Source organism: Amycolatopsis coloradensis, assembly GCF_001953865.1.
Taxonomy (GTDB): domain Bacteria; phylum Actinomycetota; class Actinomycetes; order Mycobacteriales; family Pseudonocardiaceae; genus Amycolatopsis; species Amycolatopsis coloradensis.
In genome coordinates, this window is the sequence record NZ_MQUQ01000017.1 from 60,267 (window position 1) to 77,583 (window position 17,317).

A 17,317-nucleotide genomic window follows, 5' to 3' on the forward strand; every position below is an offset into this window, starting at 1 on the left:
GTGCCATGCCCCGCGCGCGTGTGAACGGCCTCGAACTCGAGTACGACACCTTCGGCTCCCCGGCGAACCCACCGCTCGTCCTGGTGATGGGGCTCGGCGCCCAGATGGTCGCCTGGGAGGCCGGCTTCTGCGAACTGCTCGCCGAGGGCGGGTTCCACGTCGTCCGGTTCGACAACCGCGACATCGGCCTTTCGTCGTATCTGGACGACCTCCCCACGCCGGACCTGGCCGCCCTCGCGGCCGGTGACCTGGAGACGGCGCCGTATCTGCTGTCCGATCTCGCGTCCGACGTCACCGGGCTGTTCGACGCGCTCGGCTTCGAACGCGCGCACGTCGTCGGCGCGTCCATGGGCGGGATGATCGTGCAGCAGCTCGCGATCGATTCGCCGGAGCGGCTGCTCAGCCTCACGTCGATCATGTCGACCACCGGCGATCCCTCGGTCGGGCATCCGGAGCCGGCGGCCCTCGCCGCACTGACGCGCCCGCCCGCCGCCACCCGTGAGCAGGCGATCGAAGACGGCGTCGCGTGGTTCAAGCTGGTGGGCTCGCCGAGTCACCCTTCGGACGACGAGTTCCTCCGGATGAAGGCGACCCGCAACTACGACCGGGCGAACCACCCGGCGGGCGGACTGCGGCAGGTCGCCGCCGTCACCGCGTCGGGCGACCGCACGGCGAAACTGCGCGGGGTCCGTGTCCCGACGCTCGTCATCCACGGCGAGAGCGACCCGCTGATCAACGTCAGCGGTGGGAAGGCGACCGCGGCGGCGATCCCGGACGCCGAGCTGCTGCTGTTCCCCGGAATGGGGCACGAACTGCCGCGGCAGCTGTGGCCCGCGATCGCCGAAGCGATCGTCGAGCACGCGCGGAAGGCTTGAGGCGTCAGGGTTTCATCAGACGTCCCGGCGGTGGCGTAGAAATCCCGTTCACGCGCACGACACGGCCGGTGACGCGGAGTTGACTGAGCGGATGAGGAATCCCGAGTGCTTCGGTTTCCCGTTCGGTTGTGTCGCCGTCGTCGCCGCGGCGACGGTGGCCGGCCTTGGTTCGGCTCGACATCATGGCCTTTCGTTGGTGGCGTTGGGGTTGGTCGTCCTCGTCACCGGCGTGGTGACCACCGCGACCGCCGCGGCCGGGACGGCGGTGATCGCTTGGGGGGTCTATTCGGGATTCACCGCCGGAACACTGGGCGCGCTCGAATTCACCGCCGAGACCGGCCTCGCCGCCGCCGTCTTCACGGGCGCGACGGCGACCGGCGTGCTCGCCGGAGCGGCACAACGCGGCCGCTGGCTTCAGCGCGCGGCGGCCATGGTGACGACGGCCATGAAGGATCCGCCGACGTTCGAGGTCGGCTCGATCCGTACGCCGTCGCTCTGAAGGGACCGGCGGTTCCCCTTCTCCAGTGCCGTGCCCGAGTCGCCCCACCCCCTGGAAGGGGCGACTCGGACGGCGGCTTTCCGGCCCCTTCCGTCTGCCCGCACCCCTCCGGCGGGCGGACGACAAGGGGATCTCTCACTTACGGGAAGGTTCCAGCTGGTCCGCCCGGACCCAGGTCGCGTGAAAACCGAGCGGGACACGCTGGGGCAACAGGACCCTGGCCACGGGTCCGGCAGTGAGATCGGCGGCGTCGAAGATGTCCAGCTCCGAGCGCCCCTCACGCTCGTCCTGGACAAAGGTCACCAGATAGCCGTCATCGGAATCGGCGGCCGCGCCGTCGCGAGGGGCGAACGGCGCCTCACTACCCCACCGGCCCGGACCGAAGCGATGTTCGGTCTTGGTGCCGGCACGATTGTCGTAACACACCAGGCCGTCGAATTTGAGTGTCGAGTCCGGCGAGATGTGCACCGCGTAGGAGAAGCGGTTCCGGCCGCCGACCACCCTCGAGTCGACGGACGGGAATTCGGTGTTGTCGTCGTCGAGCTGGTTCTCCAGGCACTGTCCGGTCCGCAGGTTGAACCGGTAGCGGTGCAGTGAGGCGTCCAGTCGCAGGTACGACAGCATTTTGGCGAGCGGGGTGTGCGCGTCGGCACGCGGCTGCGGCCGCTGCACACGGCAGACGTCGAGGACGATTTCCTCGCCCTGCTCCCACGAGTTGACGACGTGGTAGATGTAGCACGGGCTGGCCTCGAACCAGCGGATCTGGCTACCGTTGCCGTAGCGAGGCAGCACCCCGAACCGGCTCGGCAGCGACCGGTCGAACCGCAGCTTGTGGCGCCCGTTGCGGGCCGCTTCGAGGTCTTGGATCAGCGGCAGGTCCATGAGGACGGCGTAGTTCTCGGTGATCGCCATGTCGTGCGGCAGGCGCGGGCCGGGAAGGTCGATCTCGGTCGTGTTCACGACCTTTCCGTCCGCGCCGATCACGCCGTAGCGCAGGAACGGCGGCCGCGGCCCGTAGTCGAACCAGAACATCTCGCCGGTGCGCTCGTCGACCTTCGGATGGGCCATCATGTCGCCGACCAGCGTGCCGAGGAAGTCTTCGGCGCCCAGCGTCTCCAGCGAGAGCGGGTCCACCGCGTACGGCGTGCCGCACAGGTACCAGGTGGAGAGCACCTGGCCGCGGTGGAAGATCAGGTCGGTGTTGGCGCTGTCCTTGACGTTCAGGCCGTGCGTATTGCCGAACGGGTTGTCCTTCGGCGACTCCATGACGCCTTTCCACAGCGCCTTGCCCGCCTCGGATTCGGCCTCGAAGGCCTTGGTCCGGACCCAGCGGTTGCGGTAGCGGGCCTTGCCGTTCTCCAGGTGGACGGCGTGGATCATGCCGTCGCCGTCGAACCAGTGGTAGCGGCCCTCCGGGGCGAACCGGGGGTTGGGCCCGTTGCGCAGGTACACGCCGTTGAGGTCGGCGGGGATCTTGCCGATGACCTCGAGATCGCTCGCGTCGATCTCCTCGCCGACCGGGGCGTAGACGCCCATCAGATACGGATTGACCTCGGGTTTCCCGGTGGTCGCCGCCACCAGGATCGGTTGCTCGGAGGTGCTGGTCATCGGCTCTCCCCGGTTGGTTCGCGTGACCGATTGGGTGCGACACTATGATTTCTGTAGTCAGCTGTCAATAGACTTTGTTTACTGTAGTCAGTAGTACGCTGACAGCGACACCATGCGGAAGGAAGTACGTGACAGAGGCGACGGCGCACCTCGTCCGGCCGGCGGGCGATCCGCTGCGGCGGGCACTCGAACTGCTCGGTGACCAGTGGACGCTGCTGATCCTGCAGAGCCTGTTCCTGCGCTTCCGCCGCTACGAGGAACTCCGTCTGCGGCTCGGCATCTCCCCCACCGCGCTGTCCGGGCGGCTGCGCGGAATGGTCGACGCGGGCGTCCTCGTCCGCACGCCGTACCGGGACGCGCGGCGCACCCGGCACGAGTACCGGCTCACCGAACGCGGCCTCGAACTGTGGCCGCTGCTGATCTCGATCTGGGCCTGGGAACGGGAATGGGTCGAGGGCCGCCGGGCCGTCCTGCCGACCCTGATCCACCTCGACTGCGAGCTGGCGACCTCGGCGCCACTCGGCTGCGCCTCCTGCGAACGCCGGGTCGACGCCCGCGACATCCGCGCGCACCGCCTCGACGACACCGGCGTCGTCGAAGCGACGGCGACGAAACGCTTCCGCCGCAAGGACGCCGAGTCCCTGGCGGGCGATCCGCTCATGTTCTTCCCGGACACCATGGAACTCCTCGGCGACCGGTGGTCGACCGGGCTCGTGGTCAGCGCGCTACTGGGAGCGCGGCACTTCTCGGAATTCGAACGGGAACTCGGGATCGGCCCGAGCGTGCTCTCGGGCAGGCTGTCGAAACTCGTGGATGTCGGCGTGCTGCGGACAGGCGTCGCGAAGACCCGCACCGACGCGCACGACTACCGGCTGACGGCGAAAGGGCTCGCGTTCTTCCCCGCCCTGGCCTTCATCGCCGAATGGTCGAGGGGGTTCGAGGTTCCGGGGCAGGCGCCGGACATCGTCCTGGACCACGTGGACTGCGGCGACCGGCTGAAGCCGATCCTGCTGTGCGACCACTGCTGGCTGCCGCTGCTGCGGAACCGGATCCGCTTCGGTGGCCCCGTCCAGCTGCCCGTGCCGCCGAGGTGACGTAAATCGACTCGCCAACCGGGGTGGTTCCTGACAGGCTGAGGACTTGTCACATGTCGTCACCTCGGAGGTAGCAATGACTGAACCGGCACCGTCCCCAGCGGATGGAGAAGAGGACGACACCAAGCGCAAGTTCCGCGAGGCGCTGGAGCGCAAGCAGGCTCAGGCCCGCTCCGGCTCGGCCCACGAGAACGCCGGCGGGAAGAACCTGCACGCCCACGGGCCCGCCGCGAACAAGCGCACCTTTCGTCGCAAGAGCGGCTGAGTAGCCGGCCGCCTGGTCCGCGAGTGTTATGAACGGACCTTTCATAACAAATCTTGTTATGAAAGGTCCGTTCATTTCATCTCTGGGGCCTGCCAAGAGCTACACCGTCAGGATCGAGCGCAGCCCGCCGACCTCGGTCATCCGCCGCTCCGCCAGCCGGTCCGCGGCCGCCGCCGGGGGCACGCCGTCGGCCTTGGCCAGCGCGAACACCGCCTTGGTGGTGTCGAAGATCGCCGTGGTCTTGCGCTTCGCCCGCGCGAAGTCGAAACCGTGCCGCTCGTCGTCGACCTGGATCACGCCGCCGGCGTTGACCAGGTAGTCCGGCGCGAACAGGATGCCGCGGTCGTCGAGTTGCTTGTCGACGCCGGGGTGCGCGAGCTGGTTGTTGGCCGCGCCGCAGACGATCTTGCTGCGCAGCAGCGAGACGGTCTCGTCGGTGAGCACGCCGCCCAGCGCGCACGGCGCGAAGACGTCGAGTTCGGTGCGGATCAGCGTGTCGAGGTCGTCGACGACCTCGACGCCGGGGTACGCCGCGCGGGTGCGCTCGACCGCCGCGGGCGAGACGTCGGTGACGACCACCTGCGCGCCCGCCTCGATCAGGTGCCCGACCAGGATGTGCCCGACCTTGCCGACCCCGGCGACACCGACCTTGCGGCCCGCCAGGTCCGGGACACCCCAGACGGTGTCCGCGGAGGCCCGCATGCCCTGGTAGGTGCCGAACGCGGTGAGCACCGAGGAGTCGCCGGCGCCGCCGTTCTCCGGCGAGCGGCCCGTGACGAACTCCGATTCACGGGCGACGATGTCCATGTCCTGCACATAGGTGCCGACGTCGCAGGCGGTGATGTACCGGCCACCCAGTGTCTGGACGAACCGGCCGAAGGCACGAAGCAGCGCTTCGGTCTTGTGCTTGTGGGGGTCACCGATGATGACGGCCTTGCCGCCGCCGAGGTCGAGCCCGGCGAGCGCGTTCTTGTAGGCCATGCCCTTCGACAACGCGAGGACGTCCGCGAGCGCCGCGTCTTCGGATTCGTAGGGATGGAACCGGGTTCCGCCGAGCGACGGGCCGAGCGCCGTCGAGTAGATCCCGATGATGGCCTTCAGGCCGGTGGCCTGGTCTTGGCAGAAGACGACCTGTTCATGGCCGGTACCTCGGCCGAACACTTCGGTCACTGTGGTGACTCCTTGTCACTGGAGTGCACGCCGCTTGTGGCGGACGTGCGAAGTTCCTCAGATCAAGGCACGGTCCCCGCGCGAAGGTCATCCGGCGGCGACGGTGCCACAGCGCAAACTTAGCGGACGATTTCGTCCAGGATGCGAAGTGCGGAGTCGAGTTGGGTGTCGGACAGGTACGGCGCCGGTCCGAACCTCAGGTACTGGCCGCGGCTGTCGGTCCGGACCCCGCGTTCGGCGAGGGCGGCTTGCAGCCCGGCGGCGTCGGCGCACTTCAGCGACAGGAAGCCGCCGACGCGGTCCAGCGGCGTCTCCCGGTCACGCGTGACGACGTTCTCGGGCAGGCCGAGCTTGTCGAAGCCCTCGGCGAGGAAGCCGACCTGGTGCCGCGACACCTCCCGCAGGAATTCGGGCGTGAGCCCCTGTTCGGCGAAGAACCGGAAGACGCGGGCGCCCCGGTAGTGGCTCGTCGGGTCGTAGGTCGCCCCGGCGAATCTGTCCGGTCCGGAGGCGTACGCGACCTGGCCGGGACGGCGCTCGTCCGCGAGCGCGCCGAATTCGGCGTACCAGCCGGTGACGACCGGCCGCAGTTCCTGCGCGTGCGCGGGCATCCGCAGGAAGCAGTTGCCCTCTCCGAGCTGGAGGTACTTGTAGCCGCCGCCGAGCACCCAGGCGTTGGTGAGCCCGAGGTCGTGCAGCGCGAACGGGACGACGCCGAGCGCGTGGTAGGCGTCGACGACGAGGTTCACCGACTTCGACAGGCAGACGTCGGCGAGGTGGGCCAGGCCCGGCACGAGCCGCGAGGTCTCGAACAGCACGGCCGAGACGAGGACCGCTGCGGTGTTTTCGGTGACCTCGGCCGCGACGCGCTCGGCCAGGGTGGCGACCGGCGTCGAGGGGACGCGGACCACCTCGACGCCTTCCTCGGCCAGCCGCGCCAGCTGACGGCGCAGGGTGTGGAACTCCCCGTCGGTGGTGATCAGGCGCGGACGCTCGCGCAGGTCCATCGCCGACAGAAACCGGATCACCAGGTCGTGGGTGCTGGCGCCGAGCGCGATCCCGCCGTGCGGGTCACCGAGCAGCGCACGGAACCCTGCCCGCATCTCGTCGGCCTTCGCGAAGGCCCGCTCCCACTTCGTGTCGACCTCTTCGGCCGCGTCGGCGAAGGCCTCGAGAAGGCCCTCCCGCGCGACGTCGGGCCAGGCCTGATGAGAGTGCCCTGTCAACAGGATCCGGTCCGCCACACCGAATTCCGTGTAGTGCTCCGCGAGCGCGTTGGGGTCACGGCGGAGCTCGCCGAGGTTCGTCACAGCCTGCTCCGCACCGCCCAGAGATCCGGGAACATCGGGGAAAAAAGCGTCGTACGCAGGTAGTGCGCGCCCGAAGAACCCCCCGTCCCGGTCTTGTCTCCGATGGTGCGCTCGACCATCTTCACGTGCCGATACCGCCACTCCTGCATCCCTTCGTCCAGATCGACCAGGTGCTCCGCCACGACCGACGGCCCTGTGTCGTCGCGATAAACCCGCAGTAGAACCTCTTGGAGCGCCGGAGAGGGTTCGAGTGGCTTGGTGACATCGCGCCCGGTCGGGACGTCGTACTCCTTCACCGCGAGGTACGTGACGAAGGAATCGAAGAGCGACGGCCGTGACATCGCGCCGGCGATCTCGGCCCGCTGTGCACCGCCCTCGGGATAATGCGCGAACACCCGTTCGTCCCGGCGGCCGAGGACGGCCTCCAGCACCCGGAATTGAGCCGACTGGAACCCGCTCGAAGCGTCGAGTCGCGCACGAAAACTGGTGAATTGGCTCGGAGTCATCGTCTCGAGCACGTCGATCTGCGCGACCACCACCTTGAAGATAGTCAGAATCCGCCTCAGCGTCCGGACGGCGTGAGCTGTATTACCCGCCTCGAGTTGTTCTTGCAGGTAAAGCGCCTCGTGGAGAACTTGTTTGAACCAAAGTTCATACACTTGGTGGATAACGATGAAGAGCATTTCATCGTGCTCGTCGGATCGCGGATGCTGCGCGTCCAGCACTTCGTCCAAAGAAAGGTAGGACGTGTAACCCAATGCGGCCTGAGTGTCGTTCATTTTTCGGTCACCTCATCGAAATGGCGTTGTGCTGCCGGAGCAAGCGCTTGGTATAAATCGTGGAACAGTTCGACAGCGGCCGCCCGGCTCGGCGGAGCCGGCACCAGCCCGACCGGGAGTTCCGGGTCGAGCGACGGGAAAGCGCGGAAGGTGTGCGTCAACCAGGTTCGGACCTGGAACGCCTCGGCGTCAGGCAGGTCGCCTGAATATCCGCCGAAATCTCGGACGAACGTGTCGTAACGCGCGGCGAGGCCGTCGAGGTTCCAGGCCCGGCCGGCGAACCGCCGGACGTCGAGGCCCGCCGACGGTGTGCCGAGCATCAGCCCGGCGTGTTCGGAGACGTCCAATTCCGCCAGCAGGGCGAGCACCTCGGCCTCGCGGTCGTGCGGGGCGATCCAGGTGCCGTCCTGCACCGGGCCGAAGCCGAGGAAGCGCAGCCGGCGCACCAGCCGCTCCCGCGCCTGGCGTCGGCTTTCCGGGATGCTCTGCCACAGCACGGTCCACTGGCCTGCCTCGCGATCGTCGCGGCCGAGGGAGAAGATCCGGCGATCGCCGTCCTCCAGCAGCGCGATCGTGCGGCGGGTCAGCGAGTAGTGGACGAGCCTGCCCGCCTTGTGCCTCGCGAGCAGGTCGCGGCGGGCGAGCCGCGCGAGGGCGATCCGCGCGGCGCCGTCGGAGAAACCCAGCCCGGCGAGCACGCCGACCAGGCCGCCGGACCAGACACGACGGCTCTCGCGCGGCGACACGTAGGTGCCGAGCAGCGTCATCACGAGTTCCTGGGGACTTGGGTCGCCGTGGGACGCGGCCGATTCGGGCATGCGGGCAACTCTATACACCTCAGGCCGCTGCGGTGTAGCTTGATTCGGGTGACGTACTTCGCGGATTTGAGCTCGCGTCAGGTGGCCGCGCTCGCGTCCAGTGAGCGCGTTCCCGTGCTGCTGCTGCCGGTCGGCGCCGTCGAACCGCACGGGCCGCACGCGCCGCTGGGCACCGATCCCCTGATCTCCCGGGGAATGTGCGAACGCGCCGCCGCGCGGCTGGCGGGCGACCCTGGTGTGCATGTGCTGATCCTGCCCGAAGTGCCCTACGGCGTGACACGGTTCGCGGCCGGGTTCGCGGGCGGCGTCTCGATCGGCGAGGACACCCTGCACGCGCTGCTGACCGAGATCTGCGGTGCGCTCGTCGAGCAGGGGTTGCCGCGGATCCTGCTGGTCAACAACCATTTCGAGCCCGCCCAGCTGGCCGTGCTGCGACGCGTGGCGGAGACCTCGGGCGCCGGTTTCGTCGACCTCGTCCGCCGCCGGTACGCGGCGCGGCTCACCGACGAGTTCCGCTCCGGCGCATGCCACGCCGGGCAGTACGAGACGTCGCTGGTGCTCGCCGACCGGCCGGACCTGGTCGATGTCACGATTCAGCGTGAGTTGCGACCGGTCCACGTCGACCTGGCGCGCGGCGGGGTCACGGACTTCGCCTCGGCCGGGATGACGGAGGCCTACTGCGGAACCCCCGCCCAGGCGACCGCCGAAGAAGGCGAGCAGACCTTCTCGGTGCTCACCGACATCCTGGTCGAAGCGATCCGGGAGCTGGTATGACCTTCAACCTGGCGACCCATTTCGTCGACCGCCTCCCCGGAGAGCGGGCGGCGTTGGTGTGCGGTGACGAGGAGGTCAGCTACGCGGAACTGGCCGCCTTGGTGAACCGTGCCGGGAACGTGCTGCGTGACCTCGGTGTCCGAAGTGGACAGCGGGTCCTTCTGGCACTGAACGACAGCGTCGAGTTCGTGGCCGTCTGGTACGCGGCACAGAAGATCGGCGCGGTCACCGCCGAGGTCTATTCCTTTCTCCAGCCCAAGGATTACGCGTACTACCTGAACTACACCGACGCCGTGGCCGTCATCGCCGACGGCGCCACGCTGCCCGCGTTGCGCGAGGCCGGGGCGCGGAACCTGCTCGTGATCGGCGACGTCGCCCTGGAGCCCGGGGAGCATTCGTTCGGCTCGTTGGTCGCTTCGGCCTCCCCGGAACTGGACGCCGCCCCGACCACGCTGGACGACATCGCGATCTGGAAGTTCACCACCGGCAGCACCGGTTCACCCAAGGCCTGCGTGCACCCCGCGCGCAGCGCGCTGGAGAGCTTCGACCGGTACGCGCTCGGCGTGCTCGGACTCCGCGAAGACGACCGCGTGCTGGCCGTGCCGAAACTGTTCTTCGGCTACGCACGCGATCTGACCGCGTTGTTCCCGTTCGGTGTCGGCGCGTCCGGGATCGTGTTCCCGCGACGCAGCACCGCCGATCTGCTGTTCTCCCTGATCGAGCGTTACCGGCCGACGATCCTGGTGAACGTGCCGACCATGATGAGCGCGATGATCGCCCATCCATCGGCGTCTACAGTGGACATGAGTTCATTGCGGCTCGTGACGTCCGCGGGCGAGGCGCTGCCTTCGGAGCTGCATCGCAAATGGGACAACCTGTTCGGTGTCCCGGTGATCGACGGCATCGGCTCGTCGGAGGCATACCACATCTATCTGTCCAATGTGCCCGGTGCGCAGCGGGTCGGCAGCCTCGGCCGCGAGGTCCCCGGCTACACCGCCCGGATCCTGGACGAGAGCGGCGATCCGTTGCCGGACGGCGAGATCGGCACCCTGGAGGTCACCGGCCCGACCGTCGCCCGCGAGTACTACGGCGACGCGGAGAAGACCTCCCGGACGTTTTACGGCGACACCCTGCGCACCGGTGACCTGTTCAGTCGCGACACCGACGGGTACTTCCACCACCACGGCCGCGCCGACGACCTGCTGAAGGTGTCCGGCGTGTTCGTCGCGCCGAGCGAGATCGAAGACTGCCTCATCGGCCATCCCGCCGTCGCCGACTGCGCGGTGCTGGGCGCGACCGTCGACGGCCTGGTGGTCCCGCGGGCTTGCGTCGTGCTGGCGGAGAGCTTTTCCGTCACCGCCGAAGAACTGAAAGACCACGCGCGGGCGCATCTGGCGAAGCACAAATATCCGCGCGAGGTGGTGTTCGTGACCGAACTCCCCCGTACTGCCAACGGAAAACTCGATCGGCGCGCGTTGCGCCGGGTGGAGGCAGAGTGAGAATCGTCGTCGTCACCGGCGGGACACGCGGGATCGGCGCGGCCGTCGCCGCCCGGTTCCGGGCCGCGGGTGACCAGGTGCACGCGCCCGGCCGGGCCGACTGCGACGTCACCGACGAAGACGCCGTCGCGCGATACTTCGACGGCCTCGGCCCGGTGGACGTGCTGGTGAACAACGCCGGGATCTCGGCGAGCGCGCCGCTGGCGAAGACGTCGCTGGAGCAGTGGCGGAGCCAGTTCGAGGTCAACGCGACCGGCGCTTTCCTGTGCACCCGGGCGGTTCTGCCCGGCATGCGGTCCCGCGACACCGGCCGGATCGTCACCGTCGCCTCGACGGCGTCGCACATCGGCTACCGCTACACCGCCGGCTATACGGCCTCGAAGCACGCCGCCGTCGGCCTGATGCGGGCCACCGCCGCGGAACTGGCGGGCACCGGCGTCACCGCGAACGCCGTCTGCCCGGCTTTCGTGCGCACGGACATGACGGCCGCCTCCGTCGCCCGCATCCAGGAACGGACCGGCCGCGACGAGGCCGACGCGGAAGCCGCCCTCGCCGCCGCGTCCCCGCTCGGCCGCCTGCTCGAACCAGACGAGGTCGCCCACGCGGTGGCCTTCTTCGCCGCGGCGGAAGCCGCCGCGATCAACGGACAGACACTCGTCCTCGATGGAGGTGGGATCCAGTCATGAGCCCGTTCCGCGCCACGCCGCCGATCACGGCGAACTGGGAGCACTTCGAGTTCACTGTGGACGACGGCGTCGCCACGGTCACCTTGGACCGCCCCGAAAAGCTGAACGCGCTCACCTTCGACATCTACGCGGACCTCCGCGACCTGCTGGCCGAACTGCCGCATCGCGGCGACGTCCGGGTGCTGGTCATCACCGGCCGCGGCCGCGGATTCTGTTCCGGTGGCGACGTCGAAGAGATCATCGGCGAGCTACAGAAAATGGAGTCCGCGGAACTGCTGGAGTTCACCCGCATGACCGGCGCGGTGGTGAAAGCACTGCGCGAATGCCCCATCCCGGTGATCGCCGCGGTGAACGGCGTCGCGGCGGGCGCGGGTTCGGTGATCGCGCTGGCGAGTGACTTCCGGCTGCTGGCGTCGTCGGCGAAGTTCGCCTTCCTGTTCACGAAGGTCGGCCTGGCCGGGGCGGACATGGGCTCGGCGTACCTGCTGCCGCGGCTGGTCGGGTTGGGCCGCGCGACGGAGTTGCTGATGCTGGGCGACAAGATCGACGCAGCCCGGGCCGAGGCGATCGGGCTGGCTTCCCAGGTCGTCGACGATTCCGTGCTGGCCTCCACGGCCTCGGCTCTGGCTCGCCGTCTCGCCGATGGACCGGCGTTGGCGTACGGCACGACGAAGGTGCTGTTGACGCGGGAGCTGGATATGGACCTGGGGAGTTCCATCGAGCTGGAGGCGATCACGCAGGCTTTGCTGATGACCACGAAGGACCATGGAGAGTTCTACGCGGCCTGGGCGGCCGGGCGCTCGCCTCAATGGACCGGGCGCTGAGCCTCTCTACCGCCGCAAGGAGGCGACTACTTGCTTGAGATGGCGTGGGCTCTGGTGAGTCGGTCGCCAACGGCACCCCTGGGCGCCTGAAGTACATGATGGCCCCCTTCCTTGCGCCTAGGTACAGGAAGGGGGCCTTCATGTACCGGGGAAGGAGGCCCGCTGCCGACGGTGGGAACTCAACCCGGGCCCCGCCATGGCCGCCGAGCCGTTCAGGGTCAGCGTCACCGAAGCCGAGATCGCGGATCTGCGTGAACGGGTTGCGGCGGACGCGGTGGCCCGAGCCCGAGCCGGTGGACGACTGGTCACAGGAGTTACCGCCGGCGTATGCGCGGGATGTGCCGCAGCTGGGCCGAGGAACTGCCGCGAGGCGGCCACTTCGCCGCCCTGGAGCAGCCGGAGTCGCTGATCGAGCAGGATGAGCACCCGCTCCGCCGTACCCCGCTCGTCCTCCATGGGTCCCAGCCTGCCAGAGATAGCGGACCGATCCTGTCCGCTAGGCATGCCAGAGTGTCACCATGAACCGCATGAGCCGCGAAATCCAGGTCACCTTCGACGCCCTCGACCCGAAGGCACTGTCCACCTTCTGGCGCGACGCCCTGGGTTACGTCCACCCCGGCCCGCCGGGGGTCGAGGTGCCCGAGGGCACCGATCCGCTGGACGCCTGGGACGAGTTCCTCGAACGTGCCGGCGTGCCCGAGGATCAGCGCAACTCCCGGTCCGCGCTCAAAGACCCGGCCGGGGAAGGGCCGCGGATCTTCTTCCAGCAGGTCCCGGAGGACAAGATCGCCAAGAACCGCGTCCACCTCGACATCCGCGCCGCACCCGGGCTTCGGGGGGACGAGCGGATGGCGGCCCTCGAAGCCGAATGCGACAGGCTCGTCGGGCTCGGGGCGAAGCGGATCCAGCGCTTCGAGCCCGAGCAGCCGCTGAGCCTCGGCTTCATCGTGATGAACGACCCCGAGGGCAACGAATTCTGCCTGGACTGACTCAGACCGTCGTCACGGCGATCGCGTTGTCCTCCAGGGAGCCGAAATAGAGGGTTCCGGCCCGCTCACGGACCCCGACGAGCACGTGGAACCCGTCGATCTCCCCGCGTAGTTCGTGCACCCGCTTCCCGTCCGGCGTGACACCTCGCACCCCGCATTCCCGCGCGGGCGCGGGCTGAAGCGACGTCGGCAGCGCGCGGACCCCGGCCCGCAACGGCCCGGGAAGCTTCTGCACCAGGGAAAGCGCGGGGACCTTCGGGCTCGCCACGGTGATCCAAATCAGCCCGTCGCTGCCGGTCGAGATGTTGTCGGGGTATCCCCACAGATCGTCGACCAGATAGTCCCGCGTGCCCGCCTTCTCGCCGGTGAGCCACACGCGAGCGACCCGGCAGGCACCGGTCTCGGCAACGGCCACAAAGGACTCGTCGGGTGGCAGCGCGACGCCGTTGGCGAACTGGAAACCGTCGGCGAGCCGCTCGATCTTCCCGTCCGGGGTCCGCCGCAGAAGACGCCCGCCGCCGGTCTGCTCGATCAGGTCGTCGCGCCACTTCTCGATGCCGAAGCGCCGCGACGAGTCCGTGAAGTACACCGTGCCGTCGGAAGCCACGGCGGCGTTGTTGCAGAACACGAAGTCGAGCCCCACCGCCGAAGTCGCCAAAGTGGTGACGGCGCCACCGGCGAGCGGCATGGTCAGCAGACCTGCCTTGGCGTCGCAGATCAGGAGGTCTTCGCCGTAGAACTCCAGCCCCAGCGGGCGGCCGCCGGTGTCGCCGAGGACGTCGATCCGCTTGCCGTCCGGCGCGACGCGCAGGACGCGCCCGTCGTCGACGCCGGTGTAGATCCGGCCCTGGTCGTCGACCAGGACGTCTTCGGGGCCGTGCCCGTTGACCGGGATGACCGTGACCTCGCCGAACGCCATCGCGTGTCTCCTAGCGATAAGTGAGTAGTTCCGCGGCTTCTGCCTCGAAATGCGGATGTTCGTTGAACGACAGCAGGGTCACCCCGCCGCGGCCGGACACCAGCTTGGTGATGCCCCCGTTCACGGTGACCCTGTTCAGTTTCAGCAGCCCGGCTTCGGGCGTGCCCAGCAGCGCGCCGCAGACCGTGGCGATGACCCCGCCGGAGCTGAAGACGACGGCGTGCTCGCCCTTGCCCAGCGACGCCACGAGATCGGCCAGCGCGCCCTTGACCCGCTCCAGGAACCGGGGCCAGGTCTCGGCGCACGGCCCGGCCACCCCCGCCGCGACCCACGCGCTCAGCGCACCGTCCAAAGCGGCCTGATACGCCCGCGAATCGGTCTGCTGGACACCGGCGGCGTGGTACTTCGCGATGTCGACGTGGTCGTATTCGTTCCACCGCTCGTCCTCGACGACGGCGACCCCGGAGCCAAGCACCTTCACCGCCGTCGCTGCCGTGTCCCGTTGCCGGGCAAGGGAACCGGAGCGCACCTGACTGAATTCGACGCCACGCCGCAGCAGTTCCGTACCGACCACAGTGGACTGTTCGAAGCCGCGCGGCGAAAGCTGGTCGTAGTTCTCCGCGCCGAACGACGCCTGCCCGTGCCGGACCAGGTAGATCGCGCCCATCTACGCGTGTCCTCCTCCGCTGATCCGGCGGCAGCGCCCGTCCAGATAGCCGACGAACCGCCAAAGATCCTTCAGCGCCGGGTTGTCCGTCTGTCCTTCGTGGAAGCGGAAGACCGGCCGCGCCCCGCCGGGTACCTGTCCGGCCAGCCAGGCGTGCATCGCGGCGAGATCGAACGAGTCCTCACCGCGTACCTCGACGGTCTTGTCCGCGGCCAGGGTCATCCGAACTTCTTCAGCATCGACGCCGGAACGAACGGGAAGAGCTTCGAGAGCACGCTCCACGGCCACGTCGGCACGAACGCCTTCGCCGTCTCGGATTCGATCGCCTTCACGAGCGCCTGCGCGCCGGGCTCCGCCCTGACCGCGCCAGGAAGCTTCGAAATGTCTTCGTTCATCTCCGATTCGATGAACCCGGGATGCAGCGTGGTGACCTTGATCGGTGTCTTCATCAGCTCGATCCGGGTGCCCTCGGCGAAGGCCGAGATACCCGCCTTCGAGGCGGCGTACGCGGTGGTGTTGCCGGGGACACCGCGAAGCGCGAGGAACGAGGAAACGACCACGAGATGGCCGTTCTTCTGCTTGCGGAAGATGCCGACGGCGGCCTCGATCTGGGCGGCCGCGGCGAGGAAGTTCGTCTGGAGCGTCTGGCGGTTGGCGTCGAACCGGCCGGTGCCGACTCGCTGCCCCTTGCCGAGCCCCGCGTTCACGATCACACGATCGAGGGAACCGAGTTCCTCGCGGAACTCCTCGAAGACGGCGAAGACCTGGTCATGGTCGTTCACATCCAGCTTCCGGGTGACCACGGTGATACCGGGGTACGCCTTCTTGAGTTCCGCCGCGAGGGCTTCCAGCCGGTCGGCACGGCGGGCGGCCAACGCCAGATTGCGGCCTCTGGCGGCGTACTGCCTCGCCATTCCCTCGCCGAGTCCGGAGCTCGCCCCGGTGATCAGGATGTTCTTCCGCAGGACCATGTCCGGAGCGTACCCGTTGGTAACAAGTCTGGCGCCCCTTGGACAGGCGGCTGCCCCGGCGCCTGGGGTTCGCCGGGGGCAGCCTGTCCGATAAGGGTCTTACTTCACCTGGAGCAGCTTGTTCGCCGTGCCACCGGTCGGGTTGCCGATCTTGCCGTCGGCCGCCGCGGCGACCAGGCCTTCGGAGACCTGGGCCGGGGTGGCGTCGGGGTGAGCCGACAGGTAGAGCGCGGCAGCGCCCGCGACGTGCGGCGCGGCCATCGAGGTACCGCTGATGGTGTTCGTGGCGTCGTCACCGGTGCCCCACGTGGACGTGATGCCGACACCCGGCGCGTACAGGTCCACGACCGAACCGTAGTTCGAGAAGCTGGCCTGCTTGTCGGTCTTGTCACTGGCGGCCACCGTGATGGCCTCCTTGACGCGGGCGGGCGAGGTGGTTCCGGCATCGGCGGACTCGTTGCCCGCCGCGAGCGCGAAGGTCACGCCCTTGCCGATGGCTCCCTTGACCGACTCGTCCAGGGCGTCGTCCGCGCCACCACCCAGGCTCATGTTGGCGACCGACGGGCCCTTGGCGTTCGCCGCGACCCAGTCGACACCGGCGACGACACCTTCGGTGGTGCCGCTGCCGTTGGCGTCCAGCACACGGACGCCGACGATCTTCACGCCCTTGGCGAGGCCGTGCTCCGTGCCGCCGATGGTGCCGGCGACGTGCGTGCCATGGCCGTGCTCGTCATTGGGGGTGTCGTCGTTGTCGACGAAGTCCTTGCCGCCGGTCGCGCGGTCACCGAAGTCCTTGTGCGAGCCGCGGACACCGGTGTCGATGACGTAGGCGGTGACGTTGTCGGCCTTCGTCGGGTACGTGTACTTGCTGTCGAGCGGCAGGTCCGTCTGGTCGACGCGGTCGAGCCCCCACGACGGCGGGTTGTCCTGAGTCTCACTGATCCTGAACGTCTTGTTCTGGACGACGTACGCGACCTGCGGGTCGGCGGCGAGCCGCTTCGCGGCGGCCTCGTCGGCCTTGATCGAGAAGCCGTTCAGCGCCGAGCCGAACGTGCGGGAAAGCGTGGTGCCGTACTGACCGGTGAGGCCCCGCGCCTTGGCGGCGACGTTCGCGGTGATCTCGCTCGCCGCGGCGACGCCCTGGCCGACCGCGGTGGGCTTGAGGACGACGATGTAGCTGCCGCCGACGGCGTTGGCGGCACCGGCGCCGCGAATCTCACCCTGCTGCTCGGCGTTGGCCGGACCCGCGCCGAAGGTGGCGACCGCCGCGGTCACCCCGGCGAGGGCGACCCCCGCCATCAAGCCGTTCCGGGTCTTTCGGGACTTCAGGTTCTTCCGGGACTTGCTCACTGGTTCCCTTCCTGCCGCGCCGCGGGCGATCACCCGGGAGGATGATCGTTGCTGGAAGCCATGCAAGCCGGTGCCCCGGCGGCCGGGCAATGATTCACAGTTACCAGTACTAGGCCGAAAGGAGCAGTTACACTCGTCCGGAGAGGCGTTTTCGCCTGCCAGAAGGCGCCCCTGGAGTGTTACCCCAGACTGATAAAGTTATTCGTGTCGTTATCAACCG

The 17,317-nt window shown here is 68.6% G+C and carries 19 protein-coding genes and 1 pseudogene; 10 read left to right on the top strand and 10 right to left on the bottom strand.

What is annotated here, in order from left to right:
• Positions 1 to 5 precede the first annotated feature (5 nt).
• Entirely contained in the window at positions 6 to 875 is an 870-nt protein-coding gene (locus BS329_RS29550) for an alpha/beta fold hydrolase (protein ID WP_076164680.1), read from the top strand.
• Between the two features lie 91 nt (positions 876 to 966).
• Complete coding sequence (locus BS329_RS29555; protein WP_076164682.1) at positions 967 to 1,374, top strand: hypothetical protein; 408 nt, start codon at positions 967 to 969, stop codon at positions 1,372 to 1,374.
• A 135-nt stretch (positions 1,375 to 1,509) separates the two neighbouring features.
• Here the strand turns inward: BS329_RS29555 and BS329_RS29560 are convergent, their stop codons facing one another.
• Positions 1,510 to 2,982: a carotenoid oxygenase family protein gene (locus BS329_RS29560; RefSeq protein WP_076164684.1), complete on the bottom strand. Its 1,473-nt coding sequence runs from the start codon at positions 2,980 to 2,982 to the stop codon at positions 1,510 to 1,512.
• 128 nt (positions 2,983 to 3,110) lie between these two features.
• Here BS329_RS29560 and BS329_RS29565 point away from each other — a divergent pair, with 128 nt between their 5' ends.
• Entirely contained in the window at positions 3,111 to 4,076 is a 966-nt protein-coding gene (locus tag BS329_RS29565; protein ID WP_076164685.1) for a winged helix-turn-helix transcriptional regulator, read from the top strand.
• A gap of 76 nt (positions 4,077 to 4,152) precedes the next feature.
• Entirely contained in the window at positions 4,153 to 4,341 is a 189-nt protein-coding gene (locus BS329_RS29570; protein ID WP_076164687.1) for a DUF5302 domain-containing protein, read from the top strand.
• A gap of 99 nt (positions 4,342 to 4,440) precedes the next feature.
• Here BS329_RS29570 and BS329_RS29575 read toward each other — a convergent pair whose 3' ends face one another.
• The 4 genes from BS329_RS29575 to BS329_RS29590 all read right to left on the bottom strand — a co-directional run bounded on the left by BS329_RS29575 (position 4,441) and on the right by BS329_RS29590 (position 8,418).
• Positions 4,441 to 5,511, bottom strand: a complete 1,071-nt coding sequence (locus tag BS329_RS29575; protein ID WP_076164689.1) for a Glu/Leu/Phe/Val family dehydrogenase — start codon at positions 5,509 to 5,511, stop codon at positions 4,441 to 4,443.
• A gap of 119 nt (positions 5,512 to 5,630) precedes the next feature.
• Positions 5,631 to 6,821, bottom strand: coding sequence for a DegT/DnrJ/EryC1/StrS family aminotransferase (locus tag BS329_RS29580; protein ID WP_076164691.1), 1,191 nt, complete (start codon positions 6,819 to 6,821; stop codon positions 5,631 to 5,633).
• Positions 6,818 to 7,600, bottom strand: a complete 783-nt coding sequence (locus BS329_RS29585) for a tryptophan 2,3-dioxygenase (RefSeq protein WP_076164693.1) — start codon at positions 7,598 to 7,600, stop codon at positions 6,818 to 6,820. The genes BS329_RS29580 and BS329_RS29585 overlap by 4 nt, the downstream gene beginning before the upstream one ends.
• Positions 7,597 to 8,418 carry a PaaX family transcriptional regulator gene (locus tag BS329_RS29590; protein WP_076164695.1) on the bottom strand — a complete coding sequence of 274 codons (822 nt, stop codon included), beginning with the start codon at positions 8,416 to 8,418 and terminating at the stop codon, positions 7,597 to 7,599. Before BS329_RS29590 ends, BS329_RS29585 begins: the two co-directional genes overlap by 4 nt.
• A 48-nt stretch (positions 8,419 to 8,466) precedes the next feature.
• Between BS329_RS29590 and BS329_RS29595 the strand changes: the two genes are divergently transcribed.
• The 6 genes and pseudogenes from BS329_RS29595 (at position 8,467) to BS329_RS29620 (ending at position 13,190) form a co-directional block, all read left to right on the top strand.
• Positions 8,467 to 9,192 (top strand): creatininase family protein, encoded by a 726-nt coding sequence (locus BS329_RS29595; protein ID WP_076164697.1) that lies wholly within the window; start codon positions 8,467 to 8,469, stop codon positions 9,190 to 9,192.
• Entirely contained in the window at positions 9,189 to 10,691 is a 1,503-nt protein-coding gene (locus tag BS329_RS29600) for a benzoate-CoA ligase family protein (protein WP_076164698.1), read from the top strand. Before BS329_RS29595 ends, BS329_RS29600 begins: the two co-directional genes overlap by 4 nt.
• A complete protein-coding gene (locus BS329_RS29605; RefSeq protein ID WP_076164700.1) occupies positions 10,688 to 11,377 on the top strand; it encodes an SDR family NAD(P)-dependent oxidoreductase in 690 nt (229 codons plus the stop codon). The genes BS329_RS29600 and BS329_RS29605 overlap by 4 nt, the downstream gene beginning before the upstream one ends.
• Positions 11,374 to 12,201, top strand: coding sequence for an enoyl-CoA hydratase family protein (locus BS329_RS29610; RefSeq protein ID WP_076164701.1), 828 nt, complete (start codon positions 11,374 to 11,376; stop codon positions 12,199 to 12,201). The genes BS329_RS29605 and BS329_RS29610 overlap by 4 nt, the downstream gene beginning before the upstream one ends.
• A 196-nt stretch (positions 12,202 to 12,397) precedes the next feature.
• A pseudogene (locus tag BS329_RS44755) lies at positions 12,398 to 12,573 on the top strand (epoxide hydrolase N-terminal domain-containing protein); the annotation flags it as partial.
• Between the two features lie 155 nt (positions 12,574 to 12,728).
• A complete protein-coding gene (locus tag BS329_RS29620) occupies positions 12,729 to 13,190 on the top strand; it encodes a VOC family protein (RefSeq protein WP_076165006.1) in 462 nt (153 codons plus the stop codon).
• 1 nt (position 13,191) lies between these two features.
• Here the strand turns inward: BS329_RS29620 and BS329_RS29625 are convergent, their stop codons facing one another.
• The 5 genes from BS329_RS29625 to BS329_RS29645 all read right to left on the bottom strand — a co-directional run bounded on the left by BS329_RS29625 (position 13,192) and on the right by BS329_RS29645 (position 17,097).
• Entirely contained in the window at positions 13,192 to 14,109 is a 918-nt protein-coding gene (locus BS329_RS29625) for an SMP-30/gluconolactonase/LRE family protein (RefSeq protein WP_076164703.1), read from the bottom strand.
• A 10-nt stretch (positions 14,110 to 14,119) separates the two neighbouring features.
• The gene (locus BS329_RS29630; RefSeq protein ID WP_076164705.1) at positions 14,120 to 14,776 is read right to left on the bottom strand and encodes a histidine phosphatase family protein; all 657 of its coding nucleotides are present in this window, start codon (positions 14,774 to 14,776) and stop codon (positions 14,120 to 14,122) included.
• Positions 14,777 to 14,998: a hypothetical protein gene (locus BS329_RS44760; protein WP_076164707.1), complete on the bottom strand. Its 222-nt coding sequence runs from the start codon at positions 14,996 to 14,998 to the stop codon at positions 14,777 to 14,779.
• The gene (locus BS329_RS29640) at positions 14,995 to 15,747 is read right to left on the bottom strand and encodes an SDR family oxidoreductase (RefSeq protein WP_076164709.1); all 753 of its coding nucleotides are present in this window, start codon (positions 15,745 to 15,747) and stop codon (positions 14,995 to 14,997) included. Before BS329_RS29640 ends, BS329_RS44760 begins: the two co-directional genes overlap by 4 nt.
• A gap of 99 nt (positions 15,748 to 15,846) precedes the next feature.
• A complete protein-coding gene (locus BS329_RS29645) occupies positions 15,847 to 17,097 on the bottom strand; it encodes a S8 family peptidase (RefSeq protein ID WP_084750327.1) in 1,251 nt (416 codons plus the stop codon).
• Positions 17,098 to 17,317 lie beyond the last annotated feature (220 nt).